Below are 23,110 nucleotides of genomic sequence, written 5' to 3'. Positions count from 1 at the left end.
CTGACACAGGAACATCATGATGCTGGTCATAATTCTTGCTTATCTGGGCGGCCTGTTAACCATCGCCAGCCCTTGTATCCTGCCGGTACTGCCGTTTGTTTTTGCACGATCCGACCAGCCGTTTGTCCGCACAGGGCTGCCGCTTCTGGCGGGCATGGCGTTAACGTTCACGTTATTCGCAACGCTGGCAGCCGTCGGCGGTGGCTGGGTCGTCGCGGCCAACCAATATGGCCGCGGCGTGGCATTAGTGTTGATGGCGGTGTTTGGTATCACGCTGCTATTCCCTCGCCTGGCTGAGCGCGTCATGCACCCTCTGGTTAACGCGGGTAACTCGCTGTCTAACCGCGTGGCTCCGGGCCAGCCAGCAGGTCCAGGCGCCTCGTTTTTACTAGGTGTTGCAACCGGGCTGCTTTGGGCACCCTGCGCTGGCCCCATTCTGGGACTGGTGCTGACCGGTGCGGCCCTGCAGGGGGCAAATGTAGGATCTACGCTGTTGCTGTTGTCTTATGCCGCAGGTGCGGCCACCTCACTGGCGCTGGCGCTTTTGATCGGTGGCAAAGTATTCAGCGCCATGAAACGCTCTCTGGGCGTAGGGGAATGGATCCGTCGAATTCTGGGCGCTGGGATGTTACTGGGCGTCGTCGCTATTTCTTTTGGCTTAGATACTGGCGTACTGGCCCGACTTTCTACAGCGTCAACCGGCGGCATCGAACAAGCGCTGGTGAAACGCTTCTCCCCTGACAGCACCACGGCCAATGCCCCCACGCCCGCCTCCGTGGTGAAAACGTCAGATGACGACGCCATTCCAACGTTGACCGATGCTGGCGTGATGCCTTCGTTGAGCGGTGCGACACAGTGGCTAAACTCGCCACCACTGACCGCTGAATCGCTGAAAGGCAAAGTCGTCCTCGTCGATTTCTGGACCTACTCCTGCATTAACTGCCTGCGTTCTTTACCGTATGTGAAAGCCTGGGCCGAAAAATACCGCGATCAGGGCCTGGTGGTGATTGGCGTCCACGCGCCGGAGTTCGCCTTTGAGCGTGACGTCAATAACGTGACCAAAGAAGCTAAGAAACTGGGCGTAACTTATCCTGTCGCCATTGATAATGATTACAGCATCTGGCGGGCGTTCAATAACCAGTACTGGCCAGCGCACTACTTTATTGATGCCAGCGGCCATATTCGCTACGAGCACTTTGGCGAAGGCGACTATGCGCAATCCGAACGCGTTATTCAGGCGCTGCTGCGCCAGGCAGGCGCTAAAAATGTTAACAGCGGCATCAGCTCCGTTTCTGCCAGCGGCGTAGAGCAGGCGGCCAGCGGCCAGAATGACATCTCTCCAGAAACCTACCTCGGCTATATGCGGGCGCAGAACTTTGCCTCTGGCGAAGTCACCGGAGATAAACCGGCAGACTACAAAAAGCCTTCCGCACTGCCGCTGGACAGCTGGGGACTCGAAGGTAACTGGACCATCGGCGGGGAGAACATCACGCTTAATCGCCCGAATGGTCGCATTGTTTACCAGTTTCATGCTCGCGATCTGCACCTCGTTCTCGGCCCTGGCACAGCAGGCAAGCCGGTGCGTTTTAAAGTCACAATCGACGACCAGGCGCCCGGCAGCGTTCACGGTTCAGATGTTGCCCCGGACGGCAGCGGCACGGTGACGGAACAGCGCCTTTACCAGCTGATTCGCCAGTCGAGCGGCAGCGGCGAACACACGTTCAGTATTGAATTTGAAGATCCGGGCGTGAACGCCTATGCCTTCACGTTCGGTTAACCGGGGAGCATTACGATGAAACCGACACTCTTTTCGTCCACCAAACGCCGGGTAGCGTTGTTCAGCGCGCCTGCGCTTATCGTTGCTGCACTTGTCTTTCAGAATACGGCCTGGTCCGAACCCGAACGTGCGGTGGCGATTCCTGCACCACTGCAGGATGAGTCGCCCACGGGCACACATCTTGAAACCGCCGTCTTTGCCGGAGGTTGTTTCTGGGGCGTTCAGGGCGTCTTTCAGCATGTAAAAGGCGTAACCAGCGCAATATCTGGTTATACGGGCGGTAAAGCACGGACGGCGAATTATGAGACGGTCAGCATGGGGATGACCGGGCACGCCGAATCCGTGCAGGTTATATTTGATCCGGCCAAAGTGACTTATGGTCAGCTATTACAGGTCTTCTTTTCCGTCGCGCACAACCCCACGGAGCTAAACCGCCAGGGGCCGGATTACGGAACGCAATACCGTTCTACCGTTTTTCCGCTCAGCGAATCACAGGCGAAGGTGGCCAAAGCGTATATCACGCAACTCAACGCCAGCCATAGTTTTAGTGCGCCGCTAGTCACCACGATTGAAGAACATGCGCAGTTCTACCCGGCGGAGAAATACCACCAGAATTTCCTGAACGACAACCCAAATTACCCTTACATCGCGATCAACGACATCCCCAAAGTCGAGCAGCTTAAACAACTCTTCCCGGCGTTGTGGAACAAAGATCCGGTGCTGGTGAAAGGGTGAAAAAAAAACCGCGCCAGTGAAAGACAGTGGCGCGGTTTTCCATTACGCAATATGCGCTATTTTTTCTTTTTCGGGTACAGCTCATCCCGGCAGTAAGGCTCTATCTCGCCCTCTTTACGGGTCTTCAGGAGCTTGAGGATCCAGGTATATTGCTCCGGATGCGGGCCCACCAGCAATTCAACCTCTTCGTTCATCCGGCGGGCGATGGTATGGTCATCGGCCTCGAGCAGATCATCCATCGGCGGACGAATAAAAATATCCAGCCGGTGAGTGTCGCTGTTATAAACCGGGAACAGCGGGATCACGCGGGCACGACACACTTTCATCAGTCGCCCAATGGCCGGGAGAGTTGCTTTGTAGGTCGCAAAGAAATCGACAAATTCGCTGTGTTCTGGCCCGTGATCCTGATCGGGAAGATAGTAACCCCAATAGCCCTGGCGAACGGAACTGATAAACGGTTTGATCCCGTCGTTGCGGGCATGCATCCGGCCGCCAAAGCGACGGCGCACCGTATTCCAGACATAGTCAAACAGCTGGTTGCCCTGGTTGTGGAACATCGCCGCCATTTTCTGGCCTTCAGAGGCCATCAGCATAGCCGGAATATCGACGGCCCAGCCGTGCGGCACGAGGAAAATCACGTTTTCCTCTTTAGCACGGATTTCATCCACAATCTCTTTGCCGTGCCAGTCCACGCGAGCCATGACCTTTTTCGGGTCACGCAGCCCCAATTCCGCCATTAGCACCATCGCCTGCGGCGCCGTGGCAAACATGCGATCGATGATTGATTCACGCTCGGCTTCCGGTAAATCAGGAAAGCAGTAAAGCAGGTTAATTTGTGCCCGGCGTCTGGCGCTTTTGCCCAGGCGCCCCGCTAAGCGCCCAATCTTCCCCAGCAAAGGATCCCGGAGCCCCGGAGGAAGAAGCGCCAGCCCGACAAAAGCGCCAACGCCAAGCCATGCGCCCCAGTAACGCGGGTGCAAAAAGGCTTTTTGAAATTCAGGGATAAACTCACTGTGGTTTTTTTTTGCTTTTTCCATGCGGCTCTCAGTAGTTCGCCAGCAGTCTGGCGAGACAAATTTATCGTTATTTTAGCGGGGCAGCGGCCAGCAGACAAAAGAAAAAGCCGGTTACAAGAACCGGCTTTTCGTCAAAGGTAAAAATCAGTCGATGCGCAGCTGCGGCAGTACGTCTTTAACCTGCGCCAGGTAATCACTGCGATCGGAGCCAGTCAGGCCCTCAGAACGCGGCAGCTTGGCCGTCAGCGGGTTAACCGCCTGCTGGTTGATCCACACTTCGTAATGCAGATGCGGGCCGGTAGAACGCCCGGTATTGCCAGAGAGTGCAATACGGTCACCGCGCTTCACTTTCTGGCCAGGTTTCACCAGCAGCTTCTTAAGGTGCATGTAACGGGTGGTATAAGTCCGGCCATGGCGGATAGCCACAAAGTAACCTGCAGCCCCGCTGCGCTTCGCCATTACCACTTCACCATCCCCGACAGCCAGCACTGGCGTTCCCTGCGGCATCGCAAAATCAACGCCTTTGTGCGGCGCGACGCGGCCGGTCACCGGGTTAAGACGACGAGGGTTGAAGTTAGAGGAAACGCGGAACTGCTTCACGGTAGGGAAACGCATGAAACCTTTAGCCAGGCCAGAGCCGTTGCGATCGTAGAATTTGCCGTCTTCAGCGCGAATGGCGTAGTAATCTTTGCCGTCGCTGCGCAGGCGCACGCCGACCAGTTGGCTCTGCTCACGCTTGCCGTCCAGCATTTCGCGGGACATCAACACGGAGAATTCATCGCCCTTCTTCAGCTTGCGGAAGTCCATCTGCCACTGCATTGCTTTGATAACAGAACTGATTTCTGCGCTAGTCAAACCGGCATCACGTGCGCTGGAAACAAAACTTGCCCCCACCGTGCCCTTCAGCACGCTGTTAACCCAATCGCCCTGCTGGGTTTCGCTGCTCATTTTGAAACCGTTATCAGTGCGATCGTAAGTGCGCGTTTCACGGCGCGACATTTCCCAGGTCAGACGCTGCAAATCGCCGTCTGCGTTAAGCGTCCAGGAAAGCTGCTGACCAATTTTCATGTTTCGCAGGTCTTTATCAGCGGAAGCGAGCTGGCTGATGTCACCCATATCGATGCCGTACTGATTCAGAATGCTGCTTAGCGTATCGCCTGTGGAAACGACATATTCATGAACGCCCGCTTCGCCGGAGGTTTTATCATCCAGCTCATCCTGAGGCAGGGTGTCATCTTCGGCGTCCGGGGACTGGTCGAGGGGTTCGCTGGCTTCCGGCAGTAGCGAATGTATTTCGCTTTTTTGAAGTTCGATGGTCTTGATTATCGGACTGGACTGCGGATGGTAAATTGACGGTCGCCATACCGCGACCGCCAGAGTGAGAACCGTAAGCGACCCCAGCATAACGCGATGGGGCCGTGATAAATTGTCAAATGCCATGGCGACAGAGCGGGCTATCTGTTGCACGTATTCACTTCCTCGTTAATCTCCTTTCAGGCAGCTCGCATACTGGTTCGCAAGTCCGGTCATAAACTGCATATAGCTGTTTTTACCCAATGCGACTTCAATTCCCAGAGGATCTAAGGTGCCGGAGCGAACGTTAGTGCCTCTGGCAACGGCGTTAATTACCGCTGGCCTGAATTGTGGCTCAGCAAAAACGCAAACCGCTTTATGCTCAACCAACTGTGTTCTGATTTCATGTAAACGCTGCGCACCAGGCTGTATTTCAGGGTTAACGGTAAAGTGGCCAAGCGGCGTTAAACCGTACTGTTTTTCAAAGTAGCCATAGGCGTCATGAAAAACGAAATACCCTTTTCCTTTCAGCGGTGCCAGCACGGAACCCACCTGTTTATCGGCGTCGGCTAAGCCTGACTCGAAATCTTTCAGGTTGGCGTCAAGTTTGGCTCGATTTTCGGGCATAAGTTCCACTAATTTATCGTGGATTGCAACCGCCGACAGCCGCGCCACTTCTGGGGAGAGCCAAATGTGCAAGTTGTATTCACCGTGATGGTGATCTGCGTCACTCTTTGCGCCATGGCCATGTTCATCGCCGTGCTCATGGTCGTCGTCGTCACCGCCTTTCATGAGCAGCGGTTTCACGCCGGCAAGCGCCGCCAGCTCAAGCTGTTTTTGCTCGGGGATCTGGCGCACGGACTTCTGCATAAAGGCTTCCATTTCTGGCCCAACCCATACAACTAAGTCCGCGCCCTGTAAGCGTTTTACATCAGACGGACGAAGTGCATAGTCGTGCTCAGAGGCGCCATCAGGCAGTAATACTTCTGTGCTAGTCACCCCATCGGCAATGGCTGAAGCGATAAAGCCCAGAGGCTTGATGGACGCCACAACGGCGGCGTTAGTGTCGGTGACGGCAGAGCCCCAGAGGACGGCGGAAAATGCAGCGAAAAGAAGTGTCTTTTTATGTAACATAATGCAACTTATCATCGTGATAATCAGAATAATTGTGATATTATAACATCCGCTAACTTATGCAACCCCTGAAATTGTCATGACAAATTTGGTTGAACTGGAAAATATCTCGGTCTCTTTCGGCCAGCGACGCGTGCTGGCCGATATCTCACTTGCGCTAAAACCTGGCCGTATTCTTACGCTGTTGGGGCCAAACGGTGCAGGTAAATCCACCTTAGTGCGCGTCGTGCTCGGGTTGGTCACACCCGACCAGGGCGTCATTAAGCGCGACAGGCATCTGCGCATTGGCTACGTGCCGCAAAAACTTCATTTGGACGCCACGCTGCCGCTCACGGTTAGTCGTTTCCTGCGCCTACGCCCGGGAGTAAAAAAGGCCGACATTCTCCCGGCACTTAAACGCGTGCAGGCTGCTCATTTGATAGATGCGCCAATGCAGAAGCTCTCTGGCGGTGAAAACCAGCGCGTTCTGCTGGCGAGAGCGTTGTTGAATGAGCCTCATCTGCTGGTACTGGATGAACCCACCCAGGGCGTGGACGTCAACGGCCAGCTCGCACTTTATAATCTGATTGACCAGCTTCGCCATGAGCTGAACTGCGCGGTGCTGATGGTTTCTCATGACCTGCACCTCGTCATGGCCAAAACCGATGAAGTGCTGTGCCTGAACCACCATATTTGCTGCTCCGGTACGCCAGAAGTCGTCTCCACCCATCCTGAGTTTATCTCGATGTTTGGGCCCATCGGTGCCGAACAACTGGGCATTTATCGCCACCATCATAACCACCGTCACGATCTGCAGGGTCGCATCGTTCTGCGCAGAGGGAATGGACAGTAATGCTTGAATTGTTGTTGCCCGGCTGGCTGGCCGGGATTTTGCTCGCCTGTGCGGCAGGGCCGCTGGGCTCTTTTGTGGTCTGGCGTCGGATGTCCTATTTTGGCGATACGCTGGCTCACGCCTCATTGCTGGGCGTCGCGTTTGGTCTGCTGCTCAATGTGAACCCTTTTTATGCCGTTATCGCAGTGACGTTGTTACTTGCTATTGGCCTGGTCTGGCTGGAGAAACGCCCTCACCTCGCCATTGATACTCTGCTGGGTATTATGGCGCACAGCGCCCTGTCGCTCGGTCTGGTGGTGGTCAGCCTGATGTCTAACGTCCGCGTCGATCTCATGGCTTACCTTTTCGGCGATTTACTGTCAGTCACGCCGTCGGACATTATCTCCATTGCCGCTGGAGTGGCCGTCGTGCTTGGCGTACTGGCCTGGCAGTGGCGTAGCCTGCTGGCGATGACCATCAGCCCGGACCTTGCCCACGTGGACGGCGTCAATCTTCAGCGAGTGAAAATGCTGTTGATGCTGGTGACCGCCCTCACCATCGGTGTTGCAATGAAATTCGTCGGGGCGCTCATCATTACCTCGCTGCTGATTATACCGGCCGCAACCGCAAGGCGCTTTGCCCGAACGCCTGAACAAATGGCGGGCTTTGCGGTTCTCATTGGTATGATTGCCGTCACCGGCGGGCTGGCTTTCTCGGCACTTTACGATACTCCAGCAGGCCCATCCGTTGTGCTGGCCGCCGCCGCGCTGTTTATCCTTAGCATGGCTAAAAAGCAGCCGGCTTAGACCTCACGTAGACACGACAAAGGCGCCCTGAGGCGCCTTTTTTATTGCGGAATATTCACGGCTGAGCCGGAGGGACAATCCCAAAGTGCGTCCAGGCCCGCGGCGTGGCAATACGCCCGCGCGGCGTTCGCTGCAGAAAGCCCTGCTGAATCAGGAACGGCTCCAGCACGTCCTCAATGGTTTCTCGCTCTTCGCCGATAGCAGCGGCAAGGTTATCCAGCCCAACCGGGCCACCGAGGAACTTGTCGATCACCGCCAGCAACAGCTTGCGGTCCATGTAATCAAACCCTTCGCTATCCACATTCAGCATGTCCAGCGCCTGCGCTGCTACGTCGGCAGTAATCGCCCCGTCATGCTTTACTTCGGCAAAGTCGCGAACGCGGCGAAGTAAGCGGTTGGCAATACGCGGCGTACCGCGAGCGCGGCGGGCAACTTCCAGAGCACCATCATCGCTCATCTCCAGCCCAAGCACGCTGGCGCTGCGCCCGACAATATGCTGCAGGTCGGCCACCTGATAAAACTCCAGGCGCTGCACAATGCCGAAACGGTCGCGCAGTGGCGAAGTCAGGGAGCCCGCGCGGGTGGTCGCGCCAATCAGGGTGAACGGTGGCAGATCGATTTTAATCGAACGTGCAGCCGGGCCTTCGCCAATCATGATATCCAGCTGATAGTCTTCCATCGCCGGATACAGCACCTCTTCCACCACCGGGGAAAGGCGGTGGATCTCATCGATAAACAGTACGTCGTGAGGCTCAAGATTGGTTAGCATTGCCGCCAGATCGCCAGCTTTCTCGAGCACCGGGCCGGAGGTGGTTCGCAAATTCACGCCCATCTCGTTGGCCACGATGTTAGCCAGGGTGGTTTTCCCCAGCCCAGGCGGGCCAAAAATCAGCAGATGATCGAGCGCATCGCCGCGCAGCTTGGCCGCCTGAATGAAGATTTCCATCTGCGAGCGCACGTGCGGCTGCCCGACGTACTCTTCGAGCAGCTTCGGGCGAATGGCACGATCGATTAACTCGTCCTGGGTGATATTTCCTGGGGATACCAGGCGGTCTGCTTCAATCATCCTCTACCTCATAGCGCCGCGCGGAGCGCTTCGCGGATCAGGGTTTCGCTGTCGGCACCGGCACGGCCCACTTTACTGACCATGCGGCTGGCTTCCTGTGGTTTATAGCCCAGAGAAACGAGGGCAGCAACGGCTTCCTGCTCGGCATCGTCTGCCTGGCCGTTATCCGGCGAGGTTAGCACCAGATCGGCTGCCGGGGTAAACAGGTCGCCATGCATGCCTTTGAAGCGGTCTTTCATCTCCACAATCAGGCGCTCGGCGGTTTTCTTACCCACGCCCGGCAGCTTGATCAGGGAGCCAATTTCTTCGCGCTCGACGGCATTCACGAACTGCTGAGCCGACATCCCGGAGAGAATAGCCAGCGCCAGTTTTGGCCCTACGCCGTTTACTTTAATCAGCTCGCGAAACAGCGTCCGCTCCTGCTTATTGTTAAACCCGTAAAGCAGCTGAGCGTCTTCACGCACCACGAACTGAGTGAACACCACCGCCTCTTTGCCAATGTCCGGCAGCTCATAGAAGCAGGTCATAGGCATATACACTTCGTAACCCACGCCGTTGGTTTCCAGCAATACCAATGGGGGCTGCTTTTCCAGAACGATGCCTCTGAGTCGACCTATCACAATGTGCTCCTGCGTATTTACGTTGATGCGCGAAAAAGTAACGCTATGATATAAAAAAGGCTGGATAGATATCCAGCCTTAATTATTTTAATCGCCCTCGCGCCAAATTAAGCCGCGATTCGCTCATCTGGACCGAGTTTTGCGTCACATGGCAATGCGTAATGGCGATAGCCAACGCATCCGCCGCATCCGCCTGCGGGTTGGCCGGGAGCTTAAGCAGCGTGCGCACCATGTGTTGAACCTGGCTTTTCTCCGCGCTGCCTATGCCCACCACGGTTTGCTTTACCTGACGTGCCGCGTACTCAAACACCGGCAGGTCAGCATTCACCGCAGCGACAATGGCCGCGCCGCGCGCCTGCCCCAGCTTAAGCGCGGAATCCGCATTTTTCGCCATAAACACCTGCTCGATGGCAAAATACTCGGGCTGGAACTGGGTAATGATTTCGCTCACCCCCGCGTAGATAAGCTTCAGACGCGAGGGTAAGTCGGCAACCTGCGTTCGGATACAGCCGCTGCCCAGATAGGTCAACTGCCGCCCAGTCTGGCGAATAACGCCGTAACCGGTGACGCGCGATCCCGGGTCGATGCCGAGAATAATCGCCATCACGCGTCTCCTGAGTACAGGTCAGATGTTGGCTGCGCCATTAAAGGGTAGCCGCCACCTCGTCGGAGATCTCACCGTTGTGGTAAACCTCCTGCACGTCATCGCAGTCTTCCAGCATGTCGATCAGACGCATCAGCTTAGGCGCGGTGTCCGCATCCATGTCTGCTTTGGTGGAAGGGATCATTGAAACTTCTGCATTGTCCGCCTTCAGGCCCGCTGCTTCCAGCGCATCTTTCACCACGCCCATCTCTTCCCACGCGGTGTAAACGTCGATAGCGCCGTCGTCGAAGGTCACAACGTCTTCAGCACCGGCTTCTAGCGCAGCTTCCATGATCTGATCTTCGTCACCTGCTTCGAAGGAGATAACCCCTTTCTTGCTGAACAGATAGGCTACGGAGCCGTCGGTGCCCAGGTTCCCGCCGCATTTGTTGAACGCGTGGCGCACTTCGGCAACGGTACGGTTACGGTTGTCGCTCAGGCATTCCACCATCACGGCTGAGCCGCCAGGGCCGTAACCTTCATAAATGATGGTTTCCATGTTCGCATCATCATCGCCGCCCACGCCGCGTGCAATCGCACGGTTCAGGGTGTCGCGCGTCATGTTGTTCGACAGCGCTTTATCGATAGCTGCGCGCAGACGCGGGTTAGACCCTGCATCACCGCCGCCCAGACGGGCAGCCGTTACCAGCTCGCGAATAATTTTGGTGAAAATCTTACCGCGCTTGGCATCCTGTGCCGCTTTGCGGTGTTTCGTGTTGGCCCACTTACTATGACCTGCCATAACAATCTCCAAAAGCGCCTGTATCAGGCGGCATCAATTACAAACTCTTCAATCGCCTGCCGGTTGCTCCATGACTTGGTCATCAGGGCCGCCTCTTCAGCGGGCACCCATTTCCAGGCCAGATGTTCGGTAATCGTAATCTGGCGTTCATGAGGCAGCGCAAGACAGAACCACGATTCCGTATTGCGCGTGATCCCCGGCGCATAGCGATGACGCAAATGAGTAAATATCTCAAACTCCACCCGGCGCTGGCAGTCAACTAACGGCAGCGGCTCATTGAGCACGTCGATAGCGACCTCTTCCTTTACTTCACGCCGGGCGGCATGCAGCGCGCTTTCCCCTTCTTCAAGGCTGCCGGTGACCGACTGCCAAAAATCAGGATCGTCGCGCCGCTGTAACATCAGCACCCGCTTCGTATCTTCTGCGTAAATGACCACCAGAACCGAAACGGGACGCTTATAAGGCATCAGTTTTTCTCTGCCTTTTTGATGACTTCAATCCCCAGCTCGGCAAGCGAAGCCGGGTTAGCGAAGCTTGGCGCTTCGGTCATCAGACAGGCGGCAGCCGTGGTTTTCGGGAAGGCGATAACGTCACGGATGTTGTCGGTGCCGGTCAGCAGCATGGTCAGGCGATCCAGACCAAACGCCAGGCCCGCATGAGGCGGCGTACCGTACTTCAGCGCGTCCAGCAGGAAGCCGAATTTCTCGCGCTGTTCCTGCTCGTTAATGCCCAGAATGCCGAACACGGTCTGCTGCATCTGGCCGTTGTGAATACGCACGGAGCCACCGCCCACTTCGTAGCCGTTGATAACCATATCGTAGGCGTTGGCAATCGCGGTTTCCGGCTGAGCCGCCAGTTCTTCCGGCGTCATGTCTTTTGGCGCGGTGAACGGGTGGTGCATCGCGGTCAGGCCGCCTTCGCCGTTGTCTTCAAACATTGGGAAGTCAACCACCCACAGCGGCGCCCATTTTTTCTCATCGGTTAACTGCAAATCTTTACCGATTTTCAGACGCAGTGCGCCCAGCGCGTCGGCAACCACTTTCTTGCTGTCCGCGCCGAAGAAGATCATGTCGCCATCGGCTGCGCCAGTACGAGCCAGGATAGCTTCCACGATGTCCGCATTCAGGAACTTGGCGACCGGGCTGGTGATACCTTCGATGCCTTTCGCACGTTCGTTAACCTTGATGTACGCCAGGCCGCGAGCGCCGTAAATTTCGATGAACTTGCCGTAGTCGTCAATCTGTTTACGGCTGATCTGTGCGCCACCCGGCACACGCAGTGCGGCAACGCGGCCTTTGGCGTCGTTTGCCGGGCCGGAGAAGACCTTAAACTCTACGTCTTTGACCAGATCAGCCACATCCACCAGCTCCAGCGGATTACGCAGGTCCGGCTTGTCGGAACCGTAGCGGCGCTCAGCTTCGGCGAAAGTCATCACCGGGAAGTCGCCCAGGTCAACGTTAATGGTGTTGATCCACAGTTTGCGCACCAGGTCTTCCATCACTTCACGCACCTGTGGCGCGGTCATGAAGGACGTTTCAACGTCGATCTGGGTAAATTCTGGCTGGCGGTCGGCGCGCAGGTCTTCGTCGCGGAAACATTTCACTATCTGATAGTAGCGGTCAAAGCCGGACATCATCAGCAGCTGTTTGAACAGCTGAGGAGACTGCGGCAGCGCGTAGAATTTACCTTTATGGACGCGGGAAGGCACCAGATAGTCACGTGCACCTTCTGGCGTGGCTTTGGTCAGCATTGGGGTTTCAATATCGAGGAAACCGTGGTCGTCCATAAAGCGGCGCACGAAGCTGGTAATTTTTGCGCGAGTTTTCAGGCGCTGAGCCATTTCTGGACGACGGAGATCCAGGTAACGGTACTTCAGGCGCGCTTCTTCGGTATTAACGTGGTTGGAGTCCAGCGGCAGCACGTCAGAGCGGTTGATGATGGTCAGTTCGGTGGCAAACACTTCCACTTCGCCGGTCGCCATATCTTTATTAACGTTGCGCTCGTCGCGAGCACGCACGGTGCCAACAACCTGAATACAGAACTCATTACGCAGTTCAGAGGCGAGCTGGAACGCTTCCTGACGGTCCGGGTCGAAAAACACCTGCACGATGCCTTCACGATCGCGCATATCAATAAAGATAAGGCTACCGAGGTCACGGCGACGATTGACCCACCCACTAAGCGTTACTTGCTGTCCCACATGGGATTGATTGAGCTGCCCGCAATATACTGTACGCATGAGATATCCCTTAATCAGCTGCACGCGACCCGCCACCTGCGACGGCAGGCGCTTTGGTGGCAGCTATTTCGACTGTCACAACTGGATGAAAAAAGGGGGCTATTATACTGGAAATAATGGCTGGCGATAACCCCGAAACCGCCGACTGGCGCGAATCGCAGCGCCGGTATTGCAGATTCTCACAAAAATTAACAAAATTTGTAAACTCAGCAACCTGGCTTCCAGCGTAAGGTATTGACCCTTAACCCCAATGTTAACCGGAGTCACAATGACACAACTCAACGCATCTCGTACTGCCCTGGTGGTGATTGACCTGCAGGACGGCATTTTACCGTTTGCCGGTGGCCCCCACAGCGCCAGCGACGTCGTGGCTCGTGCAGCGCGCCTGGGTGAAAAATTCCGCGCCAACGGTTCGCCGGTGGTGATGGTGCGCGTGGGCTGGTCAGCCGATTACGCAGAAGCCCTGAAACAACCTGTTGATGCCGCACCTCCGGGCCATGCCCTGCCTGAAAACTGGTGGAGCTACCCGGCCGCGCTCGGTAAAAAAGACAGTGACATTGAAGTCACCAAACGCCAGTGGGGAGCGTTTTACGGCACAGACCTCGAGCTACAGCTGCGCCGCCGCGGCATCGACACCATCGTCCTTTGCGGTATTTCGACCAATATTGGCGTCGAGTCCACCGCACGTAACGCCTGGGAGATGGGGTTCTCGTTGGTTCTGGCTGAGGATGCCTGCAGCGCCGCCAGCGCCGAACAACATAATCAAAGCCTGAAGTTCATCTTCCCGCGTATCTCCCGCATTCGCAGCACCGACGAGATAATTGCTTCGCTATGATTTATATCGGCCTTCCCCAGTGGCAGCACCCGAAATGGAACCGGCTGGGCATCACTTCGCTGGAAGATTATGCCCGCCACTTCAACTGTGTGGAAGGCAACACCACGCTGTACGCTCTGCCAAAAGCGGAAATCGTACAGCGCTGGCGGGAAATGACGGGCGACAGTTTTCGCTTCTGTTTTAAATTTCCCGCCACCATTTCCCATACCGCCGCCCTTCGCAACTGCGGCGATCTCACCGCCGAGTTTTTCGACCGCATGTCGCCGCTAGCGGGCAGAATAGGCCAATACTGGCTTCAATTGCCGGCCACTTTCGGGCCTGGCGACCTCCCGGCATTATGGCATTTTCTCGATGCGCTGCCCGCAGAGTTCACCTATGGCGTTGAAGTCCGGCACCCGGCCTTTTTCGACAAAGGTGTGGATGAACAGGCATTGAATCGCGGCCTGCATGACAGGAAAGTGAATCGAGCCATTCTCGACAGCCGCCCGATTCACAGCGCCGTACCGCACAACGAGGCGGTGCGGGAAGCCCAACGTAAAAAACCCAAAGTTCCGGTGCATGCCATTGTCACGGCCAGCCATCCTCTGGTGCGATTTATCGGCAGCGACAACATGACGCAAAATGCCGAGCTGTTTGATGTCTGGTTAAAAAAGTTGCCTGAATGGACGGCAAAAACAACGCCATACCTTTTTCTCCACACCCCGGACATTGCCCAGGCGCCGGAGCTGGTTCATACCCTGTGGCCCTCGCTGCAGCACGTTTTTCCTGAATTAGGGGCCCCACCCGCCATCCCGCAACAGGCCACACTTTTCTGAGCACTAGCGACAGCACTCCGCTTGCAAGCTATCATAGCGTGAGCCGTAACTGTTTCGACATGGAGTTAATATGGTAAGCGCGCTGTATGCGGTGCTGGCTGCTCTGCTGTTAATTAAGTTTTCGTTCGACGTTGTTCGCCTGCGAATGCAGTACCGGGTCTCCTACGGCGACGGCGGCTTTAGTGAACTCCAAAGCGCCATCCGTATTCACGGTAATGCGGTGGAATATATTCCCATTTCCCTGCTGCTTTTACTGCTGATGGAGATGGACGGCGCCGAAACCTGGATGGTGCATATTTGCGGTATTATGCTGCTGGCCGGACGCCTGCTGCACTACTACGGATACCATCATCGCCTGATCCGCTGGCGCCGTTCAGGCATGAGTGCCACCTGGTGCGCGCTGATGCTAATGGTGTTGGCCAACTTATGGTATATGCCGTGGGAGTTGGTTTTCTCGCTCCATTAACGCAAAATACGCCCCTTTCGAATTTCCGGATTTAACGTTATGTCTGACCGCGATACGCTGTTTTCCGCCCCGATAGCCAAACTGGGCGACTGGACCTTTGATGAACGGGTAGCCGAAGTCTTCCCCGATATGATCCAGCGCTCGGTGCCAGGTTACTCGAATATTATCTCCATGATTGGCATGCTGGCGGAGCGCTTCGTGCAGCCCCACAGCCAGGTTTACGACCTTGGCTGCTCTTTGGGCGCGGCAACGTTATCGGTACGACGCAACATTCATCACGATGGCTGCAAAATCATTGCCGTCGACAATTCCCCGGCCATGGTCGAACGCTGCCGCCGCCATCTTGACGCCTTTAAAGCGCAAACGCCCGTCGAAGTCATCGAAGGCGATATTCGCCATATCGCCATCGAAAATGCGTCGATGGTGGTGCTCAACTTCACGCTACAATTCCTCGAGCCCGACGACCGTCAACTGTTGCTGAATAAAATCTGGCAGGGCCTGAAGCCGGGCGGTGCACTGGTGCTTTCGGAGAAATTCAGCTTTGAAGATGCCGAAGTCGGCGAGCTGCTGTTTAACATGCACCACGACTTTAAGCGCGCCAACGGCTACAGCGAACTGGAAATCAGCCAGAAGCGCAGCATGCTGGAAAACGTGATGCTGACCGACTCGGTCGAAACCCATAAAAAACGCCTCAAACAGGCGGGCTTTGAGCACACTGAACTGTGGTTCCAGTGCTTTAACTTTGGCTCTCTGGTAGCCGTCAAATCCGGAGAAGTCGCGTGATTGATTTCGGTAATTTTTATCAGCTGATTGCAAAAAACCACCTGGCCCCGTGGCTGGAAACCCTGCCCGCGCAAATTGCCAGCTGGCAGCGTGAATCCCTGCATGGCCAATTCAAGCACTGGTACAACACGGTGAACTATCTGCCGGAGATGACGCCTCATCGTCTGGACCTCCTGCACAGCGTCACCGCTGAATCCGCCACGCCGCTGAGCGAAGGCCAGCAGCTTGGCATTGAAAAGCTGCTCCGCAACCTGATGCCCTGGCGCAAAGGGCCCTACTCGCTGTATGGCGTAGATATCGACACCGAATGGCGCTCAGATCTTAAATGGGATCGCGTCTTGCCGCACATTTCGCCGCTTGCCGGGCGTACCATTCTCGACGTGGGCTGCGGCAGCGGCTATCACCTGTGGCGCATGATTGGCGCAGGCGCGCAGCTGGCGGTTGGCATTGACCCGATGCAGCTGTTTATTTGCCAGTTTGAGGCGGTGCGCAAACTGCTTGGGAACGATCAGCGCGCCCACGTTCTGCCGCTCGGTATTGAGCAACTTCCAGAGCTGAACGCCTTTGATACCGTGTTCTCGATGGGCGTGCTTTACCATCGCCGCTCGCCGCTGGATCACCTCTGGCAGTTGAAGAGTCAGTTGGTCAAAGAAGGCGAACTGGTGCTGGAAACGCTGGTGGTGGAAGGCGATGAAAATACCGTATTAGTGCCGGGCGAGCGCTATGCTCAGATGCGCAACGTTTACTACATCCCGTCCGCGCTGGCATTGAAAAACTGGCTGGAGAAATGCGGTTTTGTCGACGTAAAAATTGTCGACCACTGCGTCACCACGCAGGAAGAACAGCGCCGCACGTCGTGGATGATCACCGAATCGCTGGGCGATTTCCTCGACCCAAATGACAGCGGCAAAACTATTGAAGGTTACCCCGCCCCGCTTCGTGCCGTTCTGGTGGCCCGCAAGCCATAACCCACAAACAAAAAACCCGGCGCTGATTGCCGGGTTTTTTATCTTCACCATCGCTTAGCGATAAACCTGTGCGGTGCCACTCCACAGGCTGGAGTCGCCCGGCGTGCCCAGGCCAGTAATGTTAATTTTGCTGCCGCCGATTTTCTCGGCCTTTACCTGCAGTCGGTTGATGGCATCATCGGTGCTGCCGGACACGCCACGAATGGACACGACGCCAATTTGCTCCTGCCCTGCCGGGCTGCTGTTAAGCACTTCGGGCAGCGGTGCGGCAAAAGCGGCAGATGCAAAGACGGATGACAGAGCCAGGATGACAGTTGCAGTTATTTTTTTCATTTTTAATTCCCTCTAACATGGATAGTTGTCGGAGAGGATTATTCATCCCAGGGTGTTTTGTAACGTAAGTGACTGGCAAACGAAGTTAAACAATGTGTACAAAAAGTGAAGGAAAGGTTACGCGACGCATCGCAAGTTACAAAATAAAAAAAGCCCCAGCAATCCGCCGGGGCCTGGTACGAGCAAGCATCATATTGGGCGACATGATGCGCGGTAGAAATCTTTCAGCGCGGCGGGTTTGCGTCCACCAGCGCGTTTTTCATGGCCGCTACTGCGTCTGCATCCACGCAGTAGCGATTAAACTCATCGGCTTGTGCATCGGCGCTCATCGACACGCCCGCTTTGCGATAGCGCATCGGAGAAGGCACCGAGCGCCCTGCCGAGCTGTGAAGCTCCTCAATACCGTTTGCAACAAACTTATCGAGGTTGCTCAGACGCACGCCTGCGCCAGCCATAATAATTGGAGCACGGGAATGCTGTTTTAGTTCCCGAAGAAGTGAGATTCCCGTTTCGGCCGTTTGCTGCTGCCCTGAAGTCAGGATTCTTGCCACGCCTAACGCCGCCAGTTGCTCAAGCGCATGCAGCGGATGATGGCACATATCAAAAGCCCGGTGGAACGTCACGGCCATGCCCTCAGCGGCCTGCATGACCTGCTCCATTCGCGGTAAATCAATATTGCCTTCTACATCAAGCATCCCGATAACAAGTCCGGGGAAACCGAGTTCACGCACAAACGCAATATCTTCAAGCATGGTGGCAAATTCGCCGTCGGTGTAGCAAAAATCACCGCCGCGCGGGCGAATAATCGGATGCACCGGAATCGACACTTTCTGTCTCACCTGGCGCAACACGCCCGCGGACGGCGTCAGCCCGCCTTCTTTAGGCGCCGAGCAGAGTTCAATTCTGTCCGCGCCGGCCTGTTCTGCAGTAACAGCACAATCTATTCCATAACAGCATATTTCAAGCAAAGCCATTGATTACTCCTGATAAAACCTGCAGTTCGCCGGTTGTGTCCCCATCACCGAATGATAATCTTAAAAGAGGTTCACAAAAAGGTAGCGTACTATGGCATTCAATTTTGATGAATGGATCGACAGGCGTCACAGCGACAGTTCGAAGTGGAATAAATTTGCTGAAAACGTGCTGCCCATGTGGGTTGCTGACATGGATTTTCGCTCCCCGCCCTGCATCCTTGAGGCACTTCAGGCACGCGTCAGGCAAGGCGTATTTGGCTACGGCAAACGCCCGTATGAACTGATAGATGTCCTGACCGAAAGACTCGCCAGCCGCTATCAGTGGCGCATCAAACCTGAATGGCTGGTCTTTTTGCCTGGCGTTGTTTCCGGCCTGAATCTCTGCGTTCGAGCCCTTACCGCCGCCTCTGAATCGACGATAGCCCCGACGCCGATATACCCGCCGTTTCGCAAAGCATCCGAACTTGCCCGGCGTACGCAGATTAACGCACCGCTCAGGCTTACAGAAAAGCGCTGGACTCTTGAGCTTGAGGCATTAACGGCCAGCATGACCGGCAATGAAAAACTGCTAATGCTGTGTAACCCGCAGAACCCTGGCGGCACGGTTTACCGCCGTCACGAACTAGAGCAGCATCTGGCCTTTGCCCAGCGGCACGAGTTAATTGTCTGTTCCGACGAAATCCACTGCGACTTATTGCTTGAGCCCGGCGTAACGCACATCCCCTTCGCGACTTTAAGTGAAGATGCAGCGCAGCGTTCAGTTACGCTAATATCCCCGTCCAAAACCTTTAATATTGCCGGGCTTGGCGCCTCGGTGGCCGTTATTCCCAACCCTGAGCTACGGCGCAAATTCAAAGCCGAGCGGGCAGGCATTGTTCCGGAAGTGGATATTCTTGCCCTGACGGCGGCGGAAGCTGCATGGCGAGGCGGCGAGGCGTGGCTCCAGGCACTGCTGGTTTATCTGCGCGCTAACCGGGATCGGCTGACACAGGCCATTAATGCCACGCCGGGTTTAACGATGATTTCGCCAGAAGCCACTTATCTCGGCTGGGTTGATGCCAGCGGATTAGGCGTAGAGAATCCGGCGGCATTCTTTTTCAACGCCGGGCTGGGCTTTTCTCCCGGCATCGATTTTGGCGAGCAACAGTTTATCCGCATCAACTTTGGCTGTACGGCCGCTGTCCTTGCCGAAGCCCTTAGCCGCCTGCAAACTGCGGTGCAGCAGCGCTAATCAGTTGGCCTGTTCGCTGGCGACGATCCGCTCAATGCTCCAGGGGTGGAATTTGATGGTCACTTTACCGTCGGTGACCGCAAGCGTTGGATTGGGCAATCTTTCGCGCTCGCCTTTCGGGGCGCTGGTTTTCACCGAAATTCCCGTTTCACGCAGCCCGGCGTCAGACAACAAGTCCAGCGCCCGCGCGTTAAGCGTTTCTGGCTCGCCCGGCAGCACAATCTCAATGTGCTCCCAGCCTTCGTGCGGGTAACGTTTTTCCCCGGGCCAGGGCAGTTCCACAACCGTAAACCGCCAGTGCTCGACGCACACCGGCTCATCGAGTTTGAATAAGCAGATCGGGCGGCCATTAATAATATTTTCACTCAGCAACGTGCCGCATTTTTCCAGCCCTGTACGCCAGCGTTCGGCGGTCGCGTTCTGGTGGCAGCGCAAAGAAATGTGATCGGCATCCAGGGGCGCAATCTCCAGCCCAAGTCGGGTGGCAAGTTCAGTTAACGCTTTTGTAAATCTCGGCAGATCTGCCGAAATATCATGCAGTTCATCTACCGCCTGCCAGTGTGCCATGCCGCCATCCTCTTTTTTAGAAACCGCGTAATCTACCCTGTTCCTGGCAGGCCGCCAACTCCCCGCCAGGGCCAAATGCCGATGAATGGTTATTCATTGCGCCGTTAATAATAATTGCACCGCCCGCTAGCGAGGCTTTTGCTGACGTCGGAGCGTAAATAACGTTATACTCACGCCCTGTTTCTTTCCTCATTTTTAGGCGGCCCTTGACGTGGCGGCCCAGTACAAATTGTAAGGTATCCCGGTGAATATTCAGTCTCTTCTCTCAGAAAAAGTCAGCCAGGCGCTGATTGCTGCAGGTGCGCCAGCGGACTGCGAACCGCAGGTTCGTCAGTCAGCAAAAGTCCAGTTCGGCGACTATCAGGCCAATGGCGTGATGTCCGTTGCTAAAACGCTGGGCATGCCGCCGCGACAGGTTGCAGAGAAGGTCATCGCTAACCTCGATCTGACCGGGATCGCCAGCAAAGTTGAGATTGCCGGCCCGGGCTTTATCAACATTTTCCTCGACCCGGCATTTCTGGCGAAAAACATTGATGAGGCCGTGGCGTCCGATCGCGTTGGCGTGAGCGTGTCTGAACCGCAAACTATCGTCGTCGACTACTCTGCGCCAAACGTTGCCAAAGAAATGCACGTGGGCCACATTCGCTCCACCATCATCGGTGACGCGGCCGTGCGCACCCTCGAGTTCCTTGGCCACAAGGTCATCCGTGCCAACCACGTTGGCGACTGGGGCACTCAGTTCGGCATGCTCATCGCGTTCCTGGAAAAACAGCAGCAGGAAAACGCGGGCGAAATGGCGCTGGCCGACCTGGAAGAGTTTTACCGCGCGGCCAAAAAACACTATGACGAAGACGAAGTTTTTGCCGAGCGCGCCCGTGGTTACGTGGTAAAGCTGCAGGGCGGCGATGAATACTGCCGTGAGATGTGGCGCAAGCTGGTCGACATCACCATGACGCAGAACCAGAAAACCTACGAACGCCTCAACGTGACGCTGACTCGCGATGACGTGATGGGCGAAAGCCTCTACAACCCAATGCTGCCTGGCATTGTGGCGGATCTGAAAGAGAAAGGTCTGGCGGTAGAGAGCGAAGGCGCGACCGTGGTGTTCCTGGACGAGTTCAAGAACAAGGACGGCGACCCGATGGGCGTGATCATCCAGAAGAAAGATGGCGGTTACCTCTACACCACCACCGACATCGCCTGTGCCAAATACCGCTACGAAACCCTGCACGCCGACCGCGTGCTCTACTTCATCGACTCTCGCCAGCACCAGCACCTGATGCAGGCTTGGACCATCGTGCGTAAAGCTGGCTACGTGCCGGAGTCCGTCACCCTGGAGCACCAGATGTTCGGAATGATGCTGGGCAAAGACGGCAAGCCGTTCAAAACCCGCTCCGGCGGCACCGTGAAGCTGACCGACCTGCTCGATGAGGCAATGGAACGCGCCCGCAGTCTGGTTGCGGCGAAGAACCCGGACATGCCTGCAGACGAACTGGAAAATCTGGCGAAAGCGGTAGGTATTGGTGCGGTGAAGTACGCCGACTTGTCCAAGAGCCGTACCACTGACTACATCTTCGACTGGGACAACATGCTCGCCTTCGAAGGGAACACCGCGCCGTACATGCAGTATGCTTACACGCGCGTTCTGTCCGTGTTCCGTAAGGCCGACCTCGACGAAGCCGAACTGCTGAAAGCGAAGGTTGTTATTACCGAAGACCGTGAAGCTCAGCTGGCCGCCCGCCTGCTGCAGTTTGAAGAGACGCTGAATGTGGTTGCCCGCGACGGTACGCCACATGTGATGTGTGCCTATCTGTACGATGTTGCCGGCCTGTTCTCCGGCTTCTACGAGCACTGCCCGATTCTCAGCGCCGCCGATGACGCAACCCGCAACAGCCGCCTGAAGCTGGCGCTGCTCACCGCGAAAACGCTGAAACTGGGTCTGGATACGCTGGGTATCAACACCGTAGAACGTATGTAATTCTAAAGCTATACAAACAAAAACCCGGCCACCGTGCCGGGTTTTCTTTTTTTAGCGACGCAGTAATAGCCGCACAGATATTCTGTCATACACAGAATGGACATCGCCTGCCGTACGGCATGGAGGTCAGCGGTATCTGGCGGTAAAACTCAAGATTACTGCGCATGCCGGTGCCAAACGACGTTTGCAGCAGCTCCCCTTCCGGCGAGATATTAGCCACAATACCGCGCATCCCTTTTTCTCCGACTGCCGCATAGTCTGCGCTGATGTAGCGCTTTCGCACCGCCTTGAGAATGCCGTAGGCAAAACCGGCCGTCGCCGAGGCTTCCAGGTAAGAATCGGGGTCATCAAGTAAGGTATGCCAGAGGCCCGTTTCATGCTGGCATTTCGCCAGCGCCTCTACCTGCCGGTTCAGCACCTGCAGCTGATAACGGCGTACCGCGCTGGTTTCAGGCAAATCACGCAGCTCAAGGAAGTCCGGGATAACAATAGTCAGCCAGCGGTTACCCCGTGACCAACGTGCGTTAGCGAAGTTGTGACAGCCGTCGTAGCTCCAGCCGCGAAACCACAGCCCGCTCTCCCTGTCCATCAGGTTCTGGACGTGCAGTAAAAACTGGTAGGTCGCCTCCTCCACATACGCTTTGCGCCCAAGCAGCTTGTCGATTTTCGCCAGCGGTAGCACCGCCATCATCAGCGTGTCATCCCACATCTGCCGATGGTTCTCCTCCGCCAGGATGATGTGCTGCCTGCCACCAGCAAACGGAAAATGGCAAAAGTGCAAAGAGGCACCGGGCCTGATTCACTGATTGATAAAACAAAAGGTTTGGCGAAGCGGAAAACAGCCGGCGACCACCGGTAAGCGCCGGTGGTCGAAAGAGAGGCTTACTGCACGTAGTTAACAATAACCTGGTTACTGCGTACCCGCAGCGGCGGATACATCGCGCCCCCGCCCGGTACTTCCCAGACAAAGCGCAACGGCTGATTTGCATCGGTGTTGGTCAGCCCGCGCGTGGTGCCGTTTTCACCCTCAAGCGGGGTGCAATTCGTCGGCGAACACAGTTTGACGGTCAGCCCCGCAGGCGTCGGGCCATCCAGCACGTAGGTCCAGGCAATCAGCGTCATTCTGCCGCTGACGGGCTGCATCGGTTTCAACGGCCGGGAGGAGGCCGTTACGCCCCGGTTACCGAGAGTCACGCCAATCCCGCTGTCCTGCCAGGAACCCTCACCTAACGCCAGGGCACCAAACGGCACCAGCAGCATCAAAAGTAACGCTTTCAT

24 protein-coding genes and 1 pseudogene are annotated in these 23,110 nt (G+C 56.1%); 11 read left to right on the top strand and 14 right to left on the bottom strand.

All coding sequences use genetic code 11. The annotated features are described in order from the left end of the window. Positions 1–16: 16 nt before the first annotated feature. Positions 17–1,777: a cytochrome c biogenesis protein DipZ gene (locus ACR6JA_RS04490; protein WP_494492953.1), complete on the top strand. Its 1,761-nt coding sequence runs from the start codon at positions 17–19 to the stop codon at positions 1,775–1,777. A gap of 15 nt (positions 1,778–1,792) precedes the next feature. Beyond that, complete coding sequence (msrA, locus tag ACR6JA_RS04485; protein WP_213716631.1) at positions 1,793–2,512, top strand: peptide-methionine (S)-S-oxide reductase MsrA; 720 nt, start codon at positions 1,793–1,795, stop codon at positions 2,510–2,512. A 56-nt stretch (positions 2,513–2,568) separates the two neighbouring features. Here the strand turns inward: msrA and lpxM are convergent, their stop codons facing one another. From lpxM to znuA, 3 genes are all read right to left on the bottom strand, one after another. Continuing rightward, on the bottom strand, positions 2,569–3,549 hold the full coding sequence (gene lpxM, locus ACR6JA_RS04480; protein WP_166873025.1) for a lauroyl-Kdo(2)-lipid IV(A) myristoyltransferase: 981 nt from the start codon (positions 3,547–3,549) through the stop codon (positions 2,569–2,571). Positions 3,550–3,672: 123 nt separating this feature from the next. Further along, a complete protein-coding gene (gene mepM, locus ACR6JA_RS04475; RefSeq protein WP_008453947.1) occupies positions 3,673–4,995 on the bottom strand; it encodes a murein DD-endopeptidase MepM in 1,323 nt (440 codons plus the stop codon). A 15-nt stretch (positions 4,996–5,010) separates the two neighbouring features. Further along, positions 5,011–5,955, bottom strand: a complete 945-nt coding sequence (znuA, locus tag ACR6JA_RS04470; RefSeq protein WP_213716629.1) for a zinc ABC transporter substrate-binding protein ZnuA — start codon at positions 5,953–5,955, stop codon at positions 5,011–5,013. 79 nt (positions 5,956–6,034) lie between these two features. Between znuA and znuC the strand changes: the two genes are divergently transcribed. Both znuC and znuB read left to right on the top strand, forming a co-directional pair. After that, positions 6,035–6,787: a zinc ABC transporter ATP-binding protein ZnuC gene (gene znuC / locus ACR6JA_RS04465; RefSeq protein ID WP_039294562.1), complete on the top strand. Its 753-nt coding sequence runs from the start codon at positions 6,035–6,037 to the stop codon at positions 6,785–6,787. After that, positions 6,787–7,572, top strand: coding sequence for a zinc ABC transporter permease subunit ZnuB (gene znuB, locus ACR6JA_RS04460; RefSeq protein ID WP_008453940.1), 786 nt, complete (start codon positions 6,787–6,789; stop codon positions 7,570–7,572). The genes znuC and znuB overlap by 1 nt, the downstream gene beginning before the upstream one ends. A 55-nt stretch (positions 7,573–7,627) precedes the next feature. On the opposite strand, the gene ruvB is transcribed toward znuB, so the two are convergent. The 6 genes from ruvB to aspS all read right to left on the bottom strand — a co-directional run bounded on the left by ruvB (position 7,628) and on the right by aspS (position 12,882). Further along, positions 7,628–8,638: a Holliday junction branch migration DNA helicase RuvB gene (ruvB, locus tag ACR6JA_RS04455; protein ID WP_213716627.1), complete on the bottom strand. Its 1,011-nt coding sequence runs from the start codon at positions 8,636–8,638 to the stop codon at positions 7,628–7,630. Between the two features lie 8 nt (positions 8,639–8,646). Next, the gene (gene ruvA, locus ACR6JA_RS04450; RefSeq protein ID WP_008453936.1) at positions 8,647–9,258 is read right to left on the bottom strand and encodes a Holliday junction branch migration protein RuvA; all 612 of its coding nucleotides are present in this window, start codon (positions 9,256–9,258) and stop codon (positions 8,647–8,649) included. Positions 9,259–9,340: 82 nt separating this feature from the next. Further along, a complete protein-coding gene (gene ruvC / locus ACR6JA_RS04445) occupies positions 9,341–9,862 on the bottom strand; it encodes a crossover junction endodeoxyribonuclease RuvC (RefSeq protein WP_008453933.1) in 522 nt (173 codons plus the stop codon). Between the two features lie 40 nt (positions 9,863–9,902). Next, positions 9,903–10,643, bottom strand: coding sequence for a YebC/PmpR family DNA-binding transcriptional regulator (locus ACR6JA_RS04440; protein WP_166863260.1), 741 nt, complete (start codon positions 10,641–10,643; stop codon positions 9,903–9,905). 23 nt (positions 10,644–10,666) lie between these two features. Then, on the bottom strand, positions 10,667–11,110 hold the full coding sequence (nudB, locus tag ACR6JA_RS04435; protein ID WP_008453929.1) for a dihydroneopterin triphosphate diphosphatase: 444 nt from the start codon (positions 11,108–11,110) through the stop codon (positions 10,667–10,669). Then, positions 11,110–12,882 carry an aspartate--tRNA ligase gene (gene aspS, locus ACR6JA_RS04430; RefSeq protein WP_213716625.1) on the bottom strand — a complete coding sequence of 591 codons (1,773 nt, stop codon included), beginning with the start codon at positions 12,880–12,882 and terminating at the stop codon, positions 11,110–11,112. The genes nudB and aspS overlap by 1 nt, the downstream gene beginning before the upstream one ends. A gap of 268 nt (positions 12,883–13,150) precedes the next feature. On the opposite strand from aspS, the gene ACR6JA_RS04425 reads away from it, so the two are divergent. The 5 genes from ACR6JA_RS04425 to cmoB all read left to right on the top strand — a co-directional run bounded on the left by ACR6JA_RS04425 (position 13,151) and on the right by cmoB (position 16,749). Continuing rightward, entirely contained in the window at positions 13,151–13,717 is a 567-nt protein-coding gene (locus ACR6JA_RS04425) for a hydrolase (RefSeq protein WP_213716623.1), read from the top strand. Continuing rightward, positions 13,714–14,532, top strand: a complete 819-nt coding sequence (locus ACR6JA_RS04420; RefSeq protein ID WP_213716622.1) for a DUF72 domain-containing protein — start codon at positions 13,714–13,716, stop codon at positions 14,530–14,532. Before ACR6JA_RS04425 ends, ACR6JA_RS04420 begins: the two co-directional genes overlap by 4 nt. A gap of 70 nt (positions 14,533–14,602) precedes the next feature. Beyond that, on the top strand, positions 14,603–14,998 hold the full coding sequence (locus ACR6JA_RS04415; protein WP_008453920.1) for an MAPEG family protein: 396 nt from the start codon (positions 14,603–14,605) through the stop codon (positions 14,996–14,998). Between the two features lie 39 nt (positions 14,999–15,037). Next, the gene (cmoA, locus tag ACR6JA_RS04410; protein WP_494492952.1) at positions 15,038–15,781 is read left to right on the top strand and encodes a carboxy-S-adenosyl-L-methionine synthase CmoA; all 744 of its coding nucleotides are present in this window, start codon (positions 15,038–15,040) and stop codon (positions 15,779–15,781) included. Then, complete coding sequence (gene cmoB, locus ACR6JA_RS04405) at positions 15,778–16,749, top strand: tRNA 5-methoxyuridine(34)/uridine 5-oxyacetic acid(34) synthase CmoB (protein ID WP_213716620.1); 972 nt, start codon at positions 15,778–15,780, stop codon at positions 16,747–16,749. The genes cmoA and cmoB overlap by 4 nt, the downstream gene beginning before the upstream one ends. Before the next feature lie 54 nt (positions 16,750–16,803). On the opposite strand, the gene ACR6JA_RS04400 is transcribed toward cmoB, so the two are convergent. Further along, positions 16,804–17,082, bottom strand: a complete 279-nt coding sequence (locus tag ACR6JA_RS04400) for a YdgH/BhsA/McbA family protein (RefSeq protein ID WP_008453915.1) — start codon at positions 17,080–17,082, stop codon at positions 16,804–16,806. Positions 17,083–17,306: 224 nt separating this feature from the next. Then, positions 17,307–18,056 carry a copper homeostasis protein CutC gene (gene cutC / locus ACR6JA_RS04395; RefSeq protein WP_213716618.1) on the bottom strand — a complete coding sequence of 250 codons (750 nt, stop codon included), beginning with the start codon at positions 18,054–18,056 and terminating at the stop codon, positions 17,307–17,309. A gap of 91 nt (positions 18,057–18,147) precedes the next feature. Between cutC and ACR6JA_RS04390 the strand changes: the two genes are divergently transcribed. Continuing rightward, positions 18,148–19,287: a MalY/PatB family protein gene (locus ACR6JA_RS04390; RefSeq protein ID WP_494492951.1), complete on the top strand. Its 1,140-nt coding sequence runs from the start codon at positions 18,148–18,150 to the stop codon at positions 19,285–19,287. Here the strand turns inward: ACR6JA_RS04390 and ACR6JA_RS04385 are convergent, their stop codons facing one another. Then, positions 19,288–19,854, bottom strand: a complete 567-nt coding sequence (locus tag ACR6JA_RS04385; RefSeq protein WP_213716614.1) for a VOC family protein — start codon at positions 19,852–19,854, stop codon at positions 19,288–19,290. It abuts the gene before it with no gap. A 244-nt stretch (positions 19,855–20,098) separates the two neighbouring features. On the opposite strand from ACR6JA_RS04385, the gene argS reads away from it, so the two are divergent. Continuing rightward, entirely contained in the window at positions 20,099–21,832 is a 1,734-nt protein-coding gene (gene argS, locus ACR6JA_RS04380; protein ID WP_494492950.1) for an arginine--tRNA ligase, read from the top strand. 8 nt (positions 21,833–21,840) lie between these two features. Here argS and ACR6JA_RS04375 read toward each other — a convergent pair. Together ACR6JA_RS04375 and flhE are read right to left on the bottom strand one after the other, a co-directional pair. Beyond that, a pseudogene (locus ACR6JA_RS04375) lies at positions 21,841–22,586 on the bottom strand (glycoside hydrolase family 88/105 protein); the annotation flags it as partial. 128 nt (positions 22,587–22,714) lie between these two features. Continuing rightward, positions 22,715–23,110: a flagellar protein FlhE gene (flhE, locus tag ACR6JA_RS04370; RefSeq protein WP_213716610.1), complete on the bottom strand. Its 396-nt coding sequence runs from the start codon at positions 23,108–23,110 to the stop codon at positions 22,715–22,717.

The sequence above is a fragment of the Cedecea sp. B1(4) genome, assembly GCF_059414925.1.
Note: the sequence above shows the minus strand (reverse complement) of the source record. Positions and strands in the feature narration are given on the sequence as shown.